The sequence below is a fragment of the Mesorhizobium sp. CO1-1-8 genome (genome assembly GCF_020164875.1).
In the GTDB taxonomy this organism is placed as follows: domain Bacteria; phylum Pseudomonadota; class Alphaproteobacteria; order Rhizobiales; family Rhizobiaceae; genus Mesorhizobium.
In genome coordinates this window covers 88,523-103,439 of the sequence record NZ_JAIUGZ010000016.1, presented here as the reverse complement: position 1 = coordinate 103,439, position 14,917 = coordinate 88,523, and the positions used below count along the sequence as shown (strand labels likewise).

The window sequence follows — 14,917 nt, the reverse complement described above, 5'->3', positions numbered from 1 at the left end:
CGCGTAGCCAATGCCGCATCGCGGGGCATCGCCAAACACCGCCGCACGGCGCAAGCTAACTCATTTCGGGCCGGGGAGAGCGCAGCAGCAAGGGGAGGGAAATTGGTTCAGCCGATTGCCAACCTGACCACGATGGCCAGGATCACGACCGACCTCGGCTGCTCCGCAGAGAACATAGGTCCATCGTCACCGTCCGATGCTCCTGGCACACAACCATCGCTCGGCAGGTGAGGTTCCGGTTAAATCGATCCCGCCACGGATCACGGGCTCGTGAGGAGGGAACTTTGTCCTCCGCGATTGGTTTGGGCCGCTTGAGACCCAGCCACCCGGAGCCAGCCATGTCCGATGCCAAGATGTCCCGTGGCCTGAGCAGACGCATGTTCATGACGGCCTCTGTTTCTGCGGCGGCGGTGATGCCGCTTGTGAATTCCCCGACGAGAGCTGCCCGGCCAGCGCCCGCAAAACCAGCCGACCCGCGCGACTTGTCGGCGGTTTCAATGCGTATCAACAAGCAGACCTACAATCTCGCGCTCGACAATCGAACCAGCCTGCTTGACGCTCTGCGCGACCATGTCGGCCTGACGGGCACCAAGAAAGGTTGCGATCACGGTCAGTGCGGCGCCTGCACGGTTCTGATCGACGGGAAGCGGGTACTGTCCTGCTTGAGCTTTGCCGTCATGAACCAGGGGCGGGAGATCACAACGGTGGAAGGGCTGGCTTCGACGGACGGGGACCTGCATCCGGTTCAGCAGGCCTTCATCGACCACGATGCCTTTCAATGCGGTTATTGCACACCGGGTCAGATCATGTCCGCCATCGGTTGCATCAACGAAGGCCATGCTGGGTCGGAAGACGATATTCGCGAATATATGAGCGGCAATATATGTCGCTGCGCGGCCTATCCCAACATTGTTGCGGCGATCGTTCAGGCACGCGACGAGATCAGGAGGGCTTAGGATGCGCCCCTTCGTATATGAGAGACCAACCAGCGTCTCCGCGGCAATCGCCATGGCGTCCGGTCCCGATGCCGTGCGTGTTCCGCCAACCGGCGCCAGCACGCAGTTCGTCGCCGGCGGCACCAATCTGGCCGACTACATGAAGCTCGGTGTCGCGCGGCCGGAGCGACTGCTCGACCTCAACACTCTTGCCGAGCCGGCCTTGCGGCAGATCAGGATTGACGATGACACGATCCGGTTTGGTGCACTGGTCCGCATGGGTGAAGCTGCCGACAACAGTGATGTCAGGCGGCGTTGCCCAGTCCTTGCCGACAGCCTGAAATTCGCCGCCAGCGGTCAGCTTCGCAACATGGCGAGCCTGGGCGGCAATGTGCTGCAACGTACGCGCTGCGAATATTTTCGGGAGATTTCTTGGCCGTGCAACAAGCGCGACCCGGGCTCCGGCTGCGCTGCGATGGAAGGGTCCAATCGCCAGCATGCAGTGCTGGGTACGAGCGATGCCTGCATCGCCACATATCACGGTGACTTCGCGCAGGCGCTGGTTGCGCTGGATGCCACCGTCGATGTCGAAGGCCCGCGGGGAAGGCGCACGCTTGCTTTTGCCAAGCTGCACAAACGGCCGGGCGAAACGCCCGACATCGAGACGGATCTTGCCGCCGACGAGCTCATAACCGCCATCGAAGTGCCGCTCGCACGGTGGAGCAGCCGGTCGCGCTATCTGAAGATACGCGATCGCGAATCCTACGCGTTTGCGCTGGCGTCCGCGGCTGTCGCGCTCGACATGGATGGCGAGACGGTAAGGAGTGCGCGCATTGCGCTTGGTGGTGTGGCGACGGTGCCGTGGCGTGCGCGCGAAGCAGAGGACGCGCTACAGGGTAAAGTGCTTGACGAAGCTGCGGCGCAAGAGGCTGCCGAGGCTGCTTTCGCCGATGCCAGGCCGCGCGAGCATAACGCATTCAAGATACCTCTCGGCAAGCGCACGCTGGTGCGGGCGCTGCTCGAAACCCGGGATATGAAGGGCTGAGCCATGAACCAAGCTGCACCCGCTCCAAGGGAAAACCAGGGCGACCCGGTTGTCCGCATTGATGGCCGGCTAAAAGTTACCGGACAGGCCGACTATCCCGCTGACATAGTCACGGCCAACGTCGCCTACGGTGCCCTTGCCACCAGCAGCATTGCCCGGGGCAAAGTTTCGGAACTTCACACGAAAGACGCCAGGGCCGTACCCGGTGTGCTGGACATCGTCACCTATGGCGATATGGACAAGACCGATACGCCGAAATTCGGCAAAACCGGCGCAAGTTCGATCGGGCCCCTGCACGACAAGACGGTTTTTCACGACGGTCAGATCATCGCTCTGGTGGTCGCCGAAACCTTCGAGGCGGCGGAGGAAGCAGCGATGTTGATCCGTGCCGACTACGAGAACGAACGGCCCAGCGCCAGCTTTGATTCCAAGGGTGTGAAGATGGAACCGGCTGCCGGCAAAAGCCCTATGTTCAAGGAGGATGCGAAGGCCGGTGACTTCGACGCCGCCTGGGCGGATGCGACGGTGAAGATCGACGAAAAATATTCGACGCCGACCCAGCATCACAATCCGATCGAGCTGTTTTCGACCACGGCCATATGGCAGGGCGACCAGTTGACGATACACGAGCCCAGCCAGAATGTTACGGGCTGGAAGGTGGAACTGGCACGCCAATTGAAGCTCGATCCGGCCAATGTGCGGATCGTCAGCCCCTATATCGGCGGCGCCTTCGGCTCCAAGGGGCCGATGACGGCACGCACTGCGATCGTTGCCGTCGCGGCGCGGCGGATCGGCCGGCCGGTTCGCTGCGTCGTCAATCGCATGCAAGCCTTCGGTACGCAGACCTATCGAGCCGAAACGCGGCATCGGATCCGCATGGGCGCCGGCAAGGACGGCCGCATCACGGCGTTCGGACATGAGGCCTGGGAGGTGACGTCACGGCCTGATCCTTATGTCGTCGGCGGCACGTCCGCCACCGCGCGCATGTACGATTACGGCTCCGTTCTGACGCGTGTTTCGCTGGTTCATGCCGATCGCAACACGCCTGGCTATATGCGATCGCCGCCGGAGACGCCTTATGTCTACGCGCTGGAAAACGCCATGGACGAAATGGCCGTGGCCCTCGGCATGGATCCTGTCGAGTTTCGTCGCGTCAATGAACCGGAGAAGGAGCCGATCGGAGGCAAGCCATTTTCCAGCCGCTCACTCATCAAGTGCTACGACCAGGCGTCGGATGCCTTCGGCTGGTCGAAGCGCGACCCCAGGATCGGCTCGATGCGCGACGGCGATTGGCTGGTCGGGATGGGCTGTGCGACGGCAATCTATCCGACTGCCGCCGCACCTTGCGCGGCCAGGGTTCGTCTCACCGCCGATGGCGAGGTCCGGGTTCAGTGCGGCTCGCATGAAATCGGCACCGGCGTTCGCACCATCGCCGGCCAGATGGCGGCCGAAAGGCTGGGGGTCGGCATGGACAAGATCAACGTCGAGATGGGCGACAGTGCCTTGCCGCCGGCTCCCGTGTCGGGCGGATCGATCTCGACCGCCAGTGTCTGCTCGGCGGTCATGAAAGCCTGCGACGCGATACGCGAAAAGCTCTTCGCCGCCGCTGCGGGCAGGGGAGCTCCGCTGGCTGGTTCGGGCAATGCGAAGCTGGACTTGAAGGACGAAGAGGTCGTCACCGAGACCGGCAAATCCGCAAAGCTGGCCGATGTCTTCAAGGCTATGCAGGTCGGCGCCCTCGAAGAATATGCCGAGTTTGCGCCGAAGGGTTCTTCGCCTGAAGCCCTGAGGAAACTCTATGCCGGACAGTCTGAGTTTCATGGTGGAGAGAACGACGAAGATTCGGTCAAATATGCCTTTGGCGCCGAGTTCGTCGAAGTGCGCATCAACAGCTATACACGCGAAATTCGGGTGCCGCGCATCGTCGGAGCCTTCGCTGCCGGGCGCATCATGAACACGCGCACCGCGCGCAGCCAGCTGATGGGTGGCATGATCTGGGGCATCGGCCAGGCGTTGCACGAGGCGACGGAAATCGATCAGCGATACGCGCGCTACATCAATCGCGACCTGCAGGACTATCTCGTGCCGGTCAACGCCGACATCAAACAGGTCGACGTTATCCTGGTCCCCGAAATCGACCATCAGGTCAATCCTGCTGGCGTCAAGGGCTTGGGCGAACTCGGCAATGTCGGAACGGCTGCTGCCGTGGCGAGTGCCGTCTATCATGCCACCGGCAAGCGCATTCGCGATCTGCCGATCAGAATAGACCATTTGATAGACTGACGATCAAGAGTTCTGGACGGAGCATGGAACTCGTAACCCATAGGAAATTCAAAAACGGCAGGTTGATGCCGTGGGGAAAAGGCAGGGTCGTCACCGGAGCAAAGGGATTTGTCTTACCTTTGCGGAAATACGGCAACCGCCGAAAATTACGATCCTGCCGTAAAGAGAGGAGGGGGCTTCACTGGCGATGCGGCGGCACAGTGGCGCGCAATTCTGGCGAACATCAAATCAGATCTGGAAGAACTCGGCAGTGCGTCGACTACCTCATCCGGCTGACCTTCTTCATCCAGGGGCCATTTCCCGATGGCGGCGTTCTGAGTTCACCCAATTTTCGTCTCGACGTGCTGGACGAGTTCTTTGCCGAGCATTGCCCGAAGCACTGCAGCTATAACAACCCGCCGCCCTCGGAGGTGATCGGGGTTGCAGCGCTTGCGCAAGCCGACATCGTCGTTGAAATTGTCGCGGTGGCGGCGTTGCCTGACTGAAAAAAGTTTTCGCGTGACAGCTTAGTTGCCTTGGCTCTCCGGGGCTGTGGCGGGAGCCGTGTAACGGCGGCGCACAGCATCAAGCACCCGCTTGCGGCTCTCTTCCGCCGACAGGGTCTTGTCCTCTTCCGCCTCGGCGGTTTCGCGCGCCAGGTCCTTGTCCCTGATCTGATGTCGAAACCATTTGGAATAGTCGCCGGTGCGCAAATGAAACTCCCAGGTCTTGTCGTCTATGCCCTCGGCGATCTGAGCGAAGATCATCAGATTGTGAGCCCTGAGATTCATCGCATTGTTAGGGCCATGGAAATAGAAGCTGCCAGATTCGTCGAGCTGGCCTTCGGCATATTTCCGGCTGTGCCGCTTGAGTGACTGACGTGGTTCGACCACCTTGACCGTCTTGACTTTCTTGCCTGCCTGCGGCCGCCAGAACAGCACGCGCGCGCCCTTGGGGCTGGGGATGTCCTTTGGCGGCTCAATGCCAGTCTCCTTGCAGAAGACCTTCACCACGTCCTTCGCCTTGGGGCCAAGCGCAATGATGGCTGTCACAAGGCGCAAGGCGTCTGTCGAGATCGCCTCGGGGTGAACGGTGATCAGGATTGTGCCCGGCAATTCCAATGACAAGACCGCCCGCGTGTCATCGCGCCGCTTGGGCAGAAGATGATGCGCTTCATCGATGACGAGCCAGTGCGGTCTCGCGGTGCGCCGGCGGAAACTGCTGAGCCCAGGCAGCAGGTCGGCAAAGAAATCCGGCCTCTCGTCGACGCGCAGCGCCAGTCCATTGACGACAATGTTGCTGTCGGCCTTGGCGATCAGATCCAGCACCTGCGCCTTTGTCGGCGCGCTCGAGCCGTCTCCCAGGCGGACGGCGCCTTCGAGGCCGTCATAGTCGCCCTCAGGATCAAACACACAAAACTGAAAGCCGCTTTCGACGAAGCGTTCCGTCAGCGCGGTGGCCAAGGTGGATTTGCCGATGCCGGAACTTCCGGCAATGAGGATCGTATCACTCGGCGACAGGAAGATGTCACCGCCGCCAGATGATCCAAGAACGATGCCGTCATGGCGCTTCGGCACTATCGCGTGATCACGCTTTATCAGCTTTGCGATGAGTTGCTCCACGCCTTTGCCGCGGGCGCCACGCATGACCAGGTTGGCTGTATCCTTGACCGCCGGAATTGCATTGTCGACGGCGGCGCTGCAGCCACAGGCTTGCAGGAACGCGTGGTCGTTCTCGGCGTCGCCGACGCCGACGACGTTGTGCGGCGAAAGTCGAAGATCCTGAAGGGCCGCAGCGAGCCCGGTGGCTTTGTTGATGCCGCTTGGCAGGATCATCACCGCGCCCTTGTTGAAGATGATTTCCAGTTCGAGACCCATCTTCTTGATGACCTCGAGCACGGTCGCCTGATGGGGTTCCCAGGTCGCGACGATCGATCGCCCGACCGAAAGCGGCTTGACGCCCTGCCTCTTCAATCTGGCGACGAATTTAGGCTCGGGCGATGGGGCGATCACCCGTTCTTCCTCGCTGGCCGGCGTGTAGATCATCGCGCCATTCTCAGCGACGACTTTGTCGAAGAGGCTAAGCTCGGGAAAGACGCGCTTGAGATCGGGCAGTTCACGCCCGTGACGAGGACCAGCTTGCGGCCGCTTTTCCTGAATCGCTCAAGCGCGACGAGCGTCTTCTTGGCGACGATCCCATCATGAGCCAGCGTGCCGTCATAGTCTGTCGCCAATGCAATGAAATACATTCCGCCAACCTTCTCGTTCCGGTTGCTCTGCGGCTAGAACGTGTGATCGAGGCAAAGGCTCCCCAACGACCGGGTCGCAGATCTTGGAGAAGGGGAGGGTTCGCCCTCGGAATCAGGAACTCCTTCGGTGCCGGCACGTTGACCAGACAAGCCGGGAACCGTCCCGGCCTGCGGCGCGCAAAGCCCGTCGCCGAAATCCACACCAGGTGCAATGAAAGGTAAGGCCATGGGCTTCTTTTCGAAGGACATCAAGACACTCGACGATCTCTTCGTGCACACGCTGCGCGACATCTATTACGCCGAAAAGCAGATCGAGAAGGCACTGCCGAAGATGATCGACAAGGCAACCGACCCGCAATTGAAAGCCGGATTTGAAAAACACCTCGATCAGACGAGAGGCCATATCGAGCGCGTCGAACAGGTGTTTGAGTTGCATGGCGTCAAGGCCAAGGAGGTCAACTGTCCGGCAATCGACGGCATTCTCGAGGAGGCCGATGATGTGAGCGGTGACGTCGATGACAAGGAGGTTCTCGACGCGGCGCTGATTGCTTCGGCGCAGGCTGTCGAACACTACGAGATGACCCGCTACGGCACGCTCATCGCCTGGGCCAAGCAGCTTGGCCGCACCGACTGCGCCAATGTGCTGGCCAAGAACCTGAAGGAAGAACAGGTGACCGATCGCAAGCTCACCGAAATGGCGGAAAGCAAGATCAACCTGCAGGCAGCGGAATAAGGCTGCCATCCGGCCGGCTGGTAACTCCGCCGGCCGGATGCCTAGGTTTCCGCTCCGTCAGCGAGACGGGTCGACGCCCAGGGCCGCCGATTGTTTGCGCAGCGCCTCACCGTCATCCTGCGGCACATGCCGAGTAGATCCTGCAGTTTCAGCGTAGATGCGGTACGCCACACAAGCGAGTGCCACCATGAAAAGCAGACGGCCCATCCTCAGTACCCTCCGACGACGGGCAAGATCTCGCCGGTGATGTAGCTCGAGCAATGCGGTGAGGCGAGGAACACATAGGCCGGCGCGAGTTCTTCCGGTTGTGCGGGTCGTTTCATTGGCGTGTCCGCGCCGAATTTCGAGACGTCATCGGCTTCCTTGTCGGACGGATTGAGCGGCGTCCACACCGGACCCGGTGCTACCGCATTCACCCTTATGCCCTTGCCGATGAGATTGCCCGACAGAGCCCGCGTGAAGGCATGGATGCCACCCTTGGTCATTGAATAGTCGACCAGTTGTTTTGAACCGTCGATACCGGTTACCGAACCGGTGTTGATGATCGCGGAACCGGGTTTCATGTGCGGCACCGCTTCCTGCGCCATATGAAAATAGCCGTAAAGATTGGTCTTCAGCGTCGTGTCGAAATGTTCTTCGGTCAGCTCGCCGAAATCGCTGGAATGGATCTGGAACGCAGCGTTGTTGACCAGCACGTCGATGCGGCCGAATTTTTCAACGGTCTCCATGACCGCCTTGTGGCAGTGGCTGCGTTCGCTGACATCGGCCTTGACCAGGATGCAGCGTCGTCCCTCCTTTTCCACCGCGGATTTGGTTTCTTCAGCATCCTTGTCCTCGGTCAGATAGACGATCGCGACGTCGGCGCCCTCGCGGGCGAACAACACCGCCACCGAGCGGCCGATGCCGGAATCGCCGCCGGTGATGAGTGCTACCTTTTGGTCGAGTTTTTTCGATCCGAGATAGTATGGCGCATCGTAAAGCGGCTCCGGCTCTAGCGCCCATTCATGCCCCGGTTTGGGCTGATGTTGCTCAGGGAAGGGGGGCTCGGGATACTCACGGGCGCCAGCCTGCATGGCGCCTTGCTGCTTCCCGTCGCCTTTCGACTTGTCCTTGGCATCTATGCCACGTTGGATATGGCGCTGCTTGGCCGCTTCGCCGGCTATTTCCGACTTCATCTGCATGATCGTCTCCTTGGCTTGGAGAGGAAACAACGCATGTCAGGCAAAAAGGTTTGCGCAAAAAGATCGACTGCCGAGAGAATTCCGACCAGCGTTCGGCAATGCGTAACGACGATGTCGCCAGTTGCAACAATTCAGCTGCAATGCAGCCGCGCCAGCCACCGCTGCGGTGGGATCGAGTACCTGGGGCTTGCCCGCTGCCTGCGCCGCCTTGGAGGCGAGCCAAACGTACAGCTGCGCGCTCCCAATATCGAACGAATATTTCGAAGCCTGACGTCTCCAGGCTTAAGCCTCCAAACTTCCTTGCCGAGGAACTGGAAAGTGGAGTCGGGGACCGCCGCATCCATACAGCCAGCCAACCACATCAGAAAGTCGCATAAGATATATTATGGAACTAACGCATCGGCCAAGAACTGGAAATTGCCGCTTATTTTCATAGGCTTGATCCAATCCTGGCGTATTGCGTTGAGCGGATAGCCAACGCTAGGCTGTCGAAATGAAGATGGCAAACAGCGGGATCGAAGCGGCGATCGAGGTGTTCGTGCATGGCTTCAGCGCCGACAGGAGCCGCACCTTTCCTTACGAGGCCAGCCGCGTTGGACCGTTGTGGCTGATGCGCGACGCCGAGCGCAAGAATCCTCGCGACTACCGCGGCGAAGAATGGGTTGTCCATGACGTCGCCGCTCAAGAAGCCGATGCCATCGTGCGGCAGCATGCACGACCGGGCTTTGCCATTTCCGTTGTTATCGCGAACGAGGATCCGGATGGGCCGACACGAACCGCCTACAAAGCTCTCGGCTACCGGCTGCTTCGGACCGAAGGCTTTTTCGTCCACCGATTGCGCCGGATTCCCAGCCGGCCGACGGTTGTTTCGATCGAACGCGTGCAGACAGCCGAACGGGCGGCGCAGTTGGGAAAGATCATCCGCAGGCAGCCGATCCCGGATCATTTGCTCGGCGACAGCGCGCCGTTCCGCCAGTATGTGGCAGTCGATGGCGCCGATATCGTTGGGCGCGTTCGCAGCCTGGATGCCGTGGGAGCCACCTGGTGTTCGAGCATGTATGTCGAGCCGTCGCACCGGCGTCGCGGCATTGGCCAGGCTTTGATCTCGAAGATGTTGCACGACGATCGGGCTTTTGGATCGAGATGCTCGGCGCTGGCTGCGACCCACGCCGGGGCATTGCTTTATCCCCGGATGGGCTACGAACGGATTGGAACGCTGCTGATATTTGCACCAACGAGCCGGAAGACCGTATGAAGGTCTATTCGTATCATCATGATTATAATGGTTTTTTCGAATAGCCGGCTTGGCTTAGCATCTTCGGTGCCGATGAACTTCATCATCGCCCGCAATTTCACCAGGGAACGGTGCGGCCGAGATAGTCAAGATATTCCAGGCCCGGTTTTCCCCGTTTTGCGAGGAGCACGTTCACAAGGCTGGGAATGCTCTCTTGGATGGTGAGCCGTGCGCCCGGGCCGCCCAACTCCGTGCGAACCCAGCCCGGCGCCATCAGGACCATCGAACGGGCCTCGCCCGCGTGCCGGGCCGCGTAGCAGCGCAGGTACTGGTTCAAGGCGGCCTTGCTGCCGCGGTAGACCTCGCGCATGCCGGTCGTGTTGTTACTGACGCTGCCCTGTCCAGACGACATCACGCCAATCAACCCGGACACCTCGACGAGGTCATCAAGGCTCTCGATCACCCGCAGGGGGCTCAGCGCGTTCGTGACCATGACCCGGATGAATTCGTCCGTCGTCACCTGTCCGACCGTATCCGCCTCGTTGTTCGTCGTTCCGGCGTTAACGAACAGCATGTCGAACATCCTGGCGGTCAGGCGCTGGCGCAGGCCCGCAATCTGGTCGGGCTCGCAGATGTCCAGGGTCTCTATCTCGACCCGGCCGGCATGCTCGTCTGCCAGATCGTGCAGCAAGGTCCGGGTTGCGCCGCCGCGGACGGTGCCGACGACATTCCAACCCTTTTTCAGGAACTCGGCCGCCATGGCATGGCCGAGGCCCCGCGATGCGCCAATGAGAAGGATTGTGCGAGCTGTGTCGCTCAGAATGGGTTTGGGCATGAACTGCTCTCTTTCGATGAGGTTTGACAGCCGATATAAGCAACCGCGTGCAGGCGCCAGACGCATCAAAGTCAAAGTATGGTTGCATCAAACGCTATGTCTGGCGAAGCGGCTGGGATAGGGCTCAAGTCATGACCGATGTTGATGTGGACCTGAACCTTCTCGTCGCGCTGGATGTGCTGCTCGCCGAGGGCAGCGTGACAGGGGCAGCCCGTCGCCTCGGCTTGAGCGCATCGGCCATGAGCCGGACGCTCACGCGACTTCGGGCAGCAACAGGCGACCCGCTGCTCGTTCGCGCCGGGCGAGGCCTGGTGCCGACACCGCGCGCTGCCGAACTGCGCGAGCGCGTCCATGAGCTTGCGCGGGACGTGCAAGCAGTGCTCCGGCCGCAGATCACGCACCTGGACGTCGCTTCGCTCGAACTGACATTTACCGTCCGGGTGAGCGAGGCATTTCTGGAATTTCTGTCTGGCCCCGTCGTGGCCGCGGTCACTCGGGCGGCGCCACGGATCTGCCTCCGCTTTGTCCCCAAACCTGACAAGGACGCGCGGCCGCTAAGGGAGGGGCTCATTGATCTTGAGATCGGCGTGCTTGGAACGTCCGCGCCGGAGATACGCACCCAGCTCCTGTTCCATGACAAGCTTGTCGGCGTGGCCCGCATTGGACATCCTCTTTTGGAGCGCGCGGCGGTGACAGCGGAAAGATATGCCGCCTGCGACCATGTCATGGCTTCCAAGGACGGGGAGAGAATCGAGCCCATCGATGCCGCCCTGGAGAAGCTGGGGCTTAAACGGGCGATAAGGGTTGTCGTGCCTGGATATCCGGATGCGATGCGGATCGCGCGCCAATCGGATCTGGTCGCGCTGGTGCCGCACTCATGCCTGGGCAACAGCTTGACGAACGATCTCCCTGTCACGTCGGGTCTTGCGACCTTCGAAGTCCCGGTCCCCACGCCTGAGTTCAAGATATCGGCGATGTGGCATCCGCGAATGGACGCGGACCCTGCCCATCGCTGGCTTCGCGATACTGTAATGGCCGTGTGCCGGGCAGCGTATCCGCGACGGTGAGGTTACGTCGTCATGCATACCGGCATCGGCAGTGGCCTTGGGGGTACAAGGGGGCATACGAGTCCTGGGAGCTCACCATGAAGAACTGTTTCCTTCACGCTGATTCGTAAGGGATTTCTATAACCATGCCGTCATAGGCGGGTTCGACATTGGCTGGTGTCTCGGCCATCACGGCGGCGTAGTCCAGCGGCACATGCATATGCGTCAGCACGGCGTGTCTTGGCGCCAGCCGCTCGATCCATTCAAGCGCCTCGCCAAGTGACAAATGACTTGGGTGCGTCCGGTATTGCAGCGCGTCGATGATCAGCACGTCGAGGTCGCGAAGCCGTTCGGCGGTGGGTTCCGGAAAGTCGCTGATGTCGGGGCAATAAGCGAGCCCGCCGATGCGGAAACCGAGCGAGATGATGTCGCCATGGATCTGCGGCAGCGGCTCGAGGGTGAGGGTACCCCCCTCTCCTTCGATGACCACCGGCCTGGCGTGGTCGATGAGATGCGGCCTGACGATCGGCGGATAGGAACTGCCTTGCGGCGTCTCGAAGCAGTATCCGAACGCTTCCCGCAGCCGAAGCATTGTTGCGCTGTCGGCATGGACATCGATCAGCTGGCGCTGATCGAGGACGAAACCACGCAGATCGTCGATGCCGTGGATATGGTCGGCATGCGGGTGCGTGTAGACGACCGTATCGAGACGCCTGACCGAGGCCAGCAGCATCTGCTGCCGAAAATCCGGTCCTGTGTCGATCACGACAGTCGTGCGGCCGCCATTCGCCGCGATCCGCTCGACGAGCGCGGCGGTGCGCATGCGCCGGTTCTTCGGGTTCTCCGGATCGCAATTGCCCCAGTCGCCAGTGATGCGCGGCGTACCTGGCGACGAGCCGCAGCCGAGAATGGTGAGGCGCAGGCGGTCAGTCATCGTTCAGGGACTTTGCTCTACGGGCCGCCGCACCTTGCCGAACAGCCGGAAGAAATTATCTGTGGTCAGATCGGCGATTTCAGCTTCGCTGACGCCGATTGTTTCGGCCAGCACCTTGGCCGTGTGCGCGACATAGGCCGGCTCGTTGCGCTTGCCGCGAAACGGGATGGGCGCCAGATAGGGCGCGTCGGTTTCGACCAGCAGGCGGTCATGCGGCACATCGGCGGCAATGGCGCGCAACTCAGCTGAATTCTTGAAGGTCAGGATGCCCGAAAAGGACACGTAGCCACCGAGAGCGACGCCCACCTCGGCAAGCCGGCGTCCGGAAGAAAAGCAATGCAGGATGAAAGGGAAGGCGCCCTTCCCTGTTTCGTCCTCGAGGATTGCTGCCATGTCGTCGTCGGCGTCCCGCGAATGGATGACAAGCGGCAGCCCGGTTTCGCGTGCGGCGGCGATGTGATTGCGAAACCCCTGCGCCTGTGAATCGCGTGGCGCCTTGTCGTAAAAATAGTCCAGACCGGCCTCGCCGATCGCCACCACCTTCGGGTGCGCGGATAGCCGTACAAGCTCCTCGGCCGGGATATCCAGCTCTTCCGCCGCATTGTGCGGATGGGTGCCGACAGAGCAATAAACTTCGTCGAAAGTTTCAGCGATCTCAAGCACTTGTGGAAACCGCTTCACGCGTGTCGAGATCGTCACCATACGGCCGATTCCGGCGGCTAAAGCGCGGGCGACGATGGCCGCCCGCTCCTCGGCGAAATCTGGAAAATCCAGATGGCAGTGGCTGTCGACGAGCATCAGATTTTCGCGTCCGGCTGTTCGACGTAACGCGGAAATACCCCTTCCGGCACCGGCAACGCAGTGCCCGGCACCAGCGCATGGTCCGCGTGGACATGCGCGAAATCGCGGCTCTCCGCCGGCACCCCCAACAGGTCGAGCAGTTTCGCGGCTGATCCCGGAGTGAAGGGCTGACACAGCACCGCCACGCGGCGCACCACTTCGGCGGTCGTCCACAGCACCGTTTCCATGCGCGCCGGGTTGGTCTTCTTCAACGCCCATGGTGCCTCGCCGGCAAAGTAGCGATCGGCTTCCGCCACCACGCCGAAGATCGCCGCCAGCGCCAGATGGATACCCTGCTCGGCCATCGCCTTGCGCGCGTTGTCGAGAGCGGCGACGGCCTGGTCCAGGATCGCGCTGTCGGCATCCGTCAGTTCGCCGCGCTGTGGCACCACGCCGCCGCAGTTCTTGGCGATCATCGACAGCGAGCGCTGCGCCAGGTTGCCGAGACCATTGGCAAGGTCGGCATTGGTGCGGTTGACGATCGCGTCATGGCTGTAGCTGCCGTCGTTGCCGAAGGGCACCTCGCGCAGGAAGAAGTAGCGCACCTGGTCGAGACCGTAGTGCTCGACCATCGCGAATGGATCCACGACGTTGCCAACCGATTTCGACATCTTCTCGCCGCGGTTGAACAGGAAGCCATGCGCGAAAACGCGCTTTGGCAGCTCGATGCCTGCCGACATCAGAAATGCCGGCCAATAGACCGCATGGAAGCGGACAATGTCCTTGCCGATGATGTGCGTAGCCGGCCAATAGCGCCATTGCTCGGCCTTTGTGTCGGGATAGCCGGCGGCGGTGATGTAATTGGTCAGGGCGTCGACCCAGACATACATCACATGCTTGTCGTCGCCTGGGACCGGCACGCCCCATTTGAAGGTCGTGCGCGAAATCGACAGATCCTTCAGCCCGGACTTGACGAAGCTCATCACCTCGTTGCGGCGCTCGGTCGGGCCGACGAAGTCGGGCTGGCTTACATAGAGCGCCAGCAATTTGTCCTGATAGGCGGAAAGCCGAAAGAAATAGCTTTCTTCCTCGTTCCATTCGACGGGCGAGCCAAGCGGCTCGCGACGCACGCCGTCGTCGCCGAGCGTCGTCTCGCTCTCGTCGAAATAGGCTTCCTGGCGCACCGAGTACCAGCCGCTATAGCGGTCGAGATAGATGTCGCCATTGGCGGCCATCGCCTTCCAGATTGCCTGGCAGGATTCATAGTGGCGCGGCTCGGTCGTGCGGATGTATTCGTCGTTCGAGCCGCCCATCGCCTCGGTCATGGCGCGGAAAATCGCCGAATTGCGGTCGGCCAGCGCCAGAGGCGTTATGCCTTCCTTCTCGGCTGTCTGCTGCATCTTGAGGCCATGTTCGTCGGTGCCGGTCAGGAAGAACACGTCCTTGCCGTCCAGGCGCTGGAAGCGAGCCAGCGCGTCGGTGGCAATGACCGTATAGGCGTGGCCGATATGCGGCTTGCCGTTCGGATAAAAGATCGGGGTGGTGATGTAGAATTTGTCGCGTGACATGAATGAACCGTCATGAATGTCTGAATGGAATGGCGTGGCGGTGGATATCGCATCGGGCCGGCGATTGCCATCCCGAGGCCAATGCATGCCGCCCAAAAGCGGCCCCGGTTTTGGGG

General features: G+C 61.1%; 12 protein-coding genes and 1 pseudogene. 7 read left to right on the top strand and 6 right to left on the bottom strand.

Translation table 11 applies throughout. From position 1 onward, the window contains the following. Window positions 1–338 precede the first annotated feature (338 nt). The 4 genes from LB558_RS26555 to LB558_RS26540 are packed head-to-tail and all read left to right on the top strand — an operon-like array spanning window position 339 to window position 4,748. Complete coding sequence (locus LB558_RS26555; protein ID WP_224700265.1) at window positions 339–956, top strand: (2Fe-2S)-binding protein; 618 nt, start codon at window positions 339–341, stop codon at window positions 954–956. Window position 957: 1 nt separating this feature from the next. Next, window positions 958–1,980 (top strand): FAD binding domain-containing protein, encoded by a 1,023-nt coding sequence (locus tag LB558_RS26550; RefSeq protein ID WP_224700264.1) that lies wholly within the window; start codon window positions 958–960, stop codon window positions 1,978–1,980. A gap of 3 nt (window positions 1,981–1,983) precedes the next feature. Further along, a complete protein-coding gene (locus LB558_RS26545) occupies window positions 1,984–4,263 on the top strand; it encodes a xanthine dehydrogenase family protein molybdopterin-binding subunit (protein WP_224700263.1) in 2,280 nt (759 codons plus the stop codon). A gap of 23 nt (window positions 4,264–4,286) precedes the next feature. Further along, on the top strand, window positions 4,287–4,748 hold the full coding sequence (locus LB558_RS26540; protein ID WP_224700262.1) for a RidA family protein: 462 nt from the start codon (window positions 4,287–4,289) through the stop codon (window positions 4,746–4,748). A 21-nt stretch (window positions 4,749–4,769) separates the two neighbouring features. On the opposite strand, the pseudogene LB558_RS26535 reads toward LB558_RS26540, so the two are convergent. Then, a pseudogene (locus LB558_RS26535) lies at window positions 4,770–6,490 on the bottom strand (HAD-IIB family hydrolase). 226 nt (window positions 6,491–6,716) lie between these two features. Here LB558_RS26535 and LB558_RS26530 point away from each other — a divergent pair. Further along, window positions 6,717–7,223 (top strand): ferritin-like domain-containing protein, encoded by a 507-nt coding sequence (locus LB558_RS26530; protein WP_224700261.1) that lies wholly within the window; start codon window positions 6,717–6,719, stop codon window positions 7,221–7,223. 209 nt (window positions 7,224–7,432) lie between these two features. On the opposite strand, the gene LB558_RS26525 is transcribed toward LB558_RS26530, so the two are convergent. Beyond that, complete coding sequence (locus tag LB558_RS26525; RefSeq protein ID WP_224700260.1) at window positions 7,433–8,404, bottom strand: SDR family oxidoreductase; 972 nt, start codon at window positions 8,402–8,404, stop codon at window positions 7,433–7,435. 610 nt (window positions 8,405–9,014) lie between these two features. On the opposite strand from LB558_RS26525, the gene LB558_RS26520 reads away from it, so the two are divergent. Continuing rightward, window positions 9,015–9,659, top strand: a complete 645-nt coding sequence (locus LB558_RS26520) for a GNAT family N-acetyltransferase (RefSeq protein WP_224700259.1) — start codon at window positions 9,015–9,017, stop codon at window positions 9,657–9,659. Window positions 9,660–9,756: 97 nt separating this feature from the next. On the opposite strand, the gene LB558_RS26515 is transcribed toward LB558_RS26520, so the two are convergent. Continuing rightward, complete coding sequence (locus tag LB558_RS26515; protein ID WP_224700258.1) at window positions 9,757–10,473, bottom strand: SDR family NAD(P)-dependent oxidoreductase; 717 nt, start codon at window positions 10,471–10,473, stop codon at window positions 9,757–9,759. A 131-nt stretch (window positions 10,474–10,604) separates the two neighbouring features. Between LB558_RS26515 and LB558_RS26510 the strand changes: the two genes are divergently transcribed. After that, on the top strand, window positions 10,605–11,540 hold the full coding sequence (locus LB558_RS26510) for a LysR family transcriptional regulator (protein WP_224700257.1): 936 nt from the start codon (window positions 10,605–10,607) through the stop codon (window positions 11,538–11,540). 94 nt (window positions 11,541–11,634) lie between these two features. Here LB558_RS26510 and LB558_RS26505 read toward each other — a convergent pair whose 3' ends face one another. Genes LB558_RS26505 through metG form a run of 3 tightly spaced genes read right to left on the bottom strand, consistent with a single transcriptional unit; the run spans window position 11,635 to window position 14,801 of the window. Further along, the gene (locus LB558_RS26505) at window positions 11,635–12,453 is read right to left on the bottom strand and encodes an MBL fold metallo-hydrolase (protein WP_224700256.1); all 819 of its coding nucleotides are present in this window, start codon (window positions 12,451–12,453) and stop codon (window positions 11,635–11,637) included. Window positions 12,454–12,456: 3 nt separating this feature from the next. Next, window positions 12,457–13,251, bottom strand: a complete 795-nt coding sequence (locus LB558_RS26500) for a TatD family hydrolase (protein WP_224700255.1) — start codon at window positions 13,249–13,251, stop codon at window positions 12,457–12,459. After that, entirely contained in the window at window positions 13,251–14,801 is a 1,551-nt protein-coding gene (metG, locus tag LB558_RS26495; protein WP_224700254.1) for a methionine--tRNA ligase, read from the bottom strand. The genes LB558_RS26500 and metG overlap by 1 nt, the downstream gene beginning before the upstream one ends. Window positions 14,802–14,917: the final 116 nt, after the last annotated feature.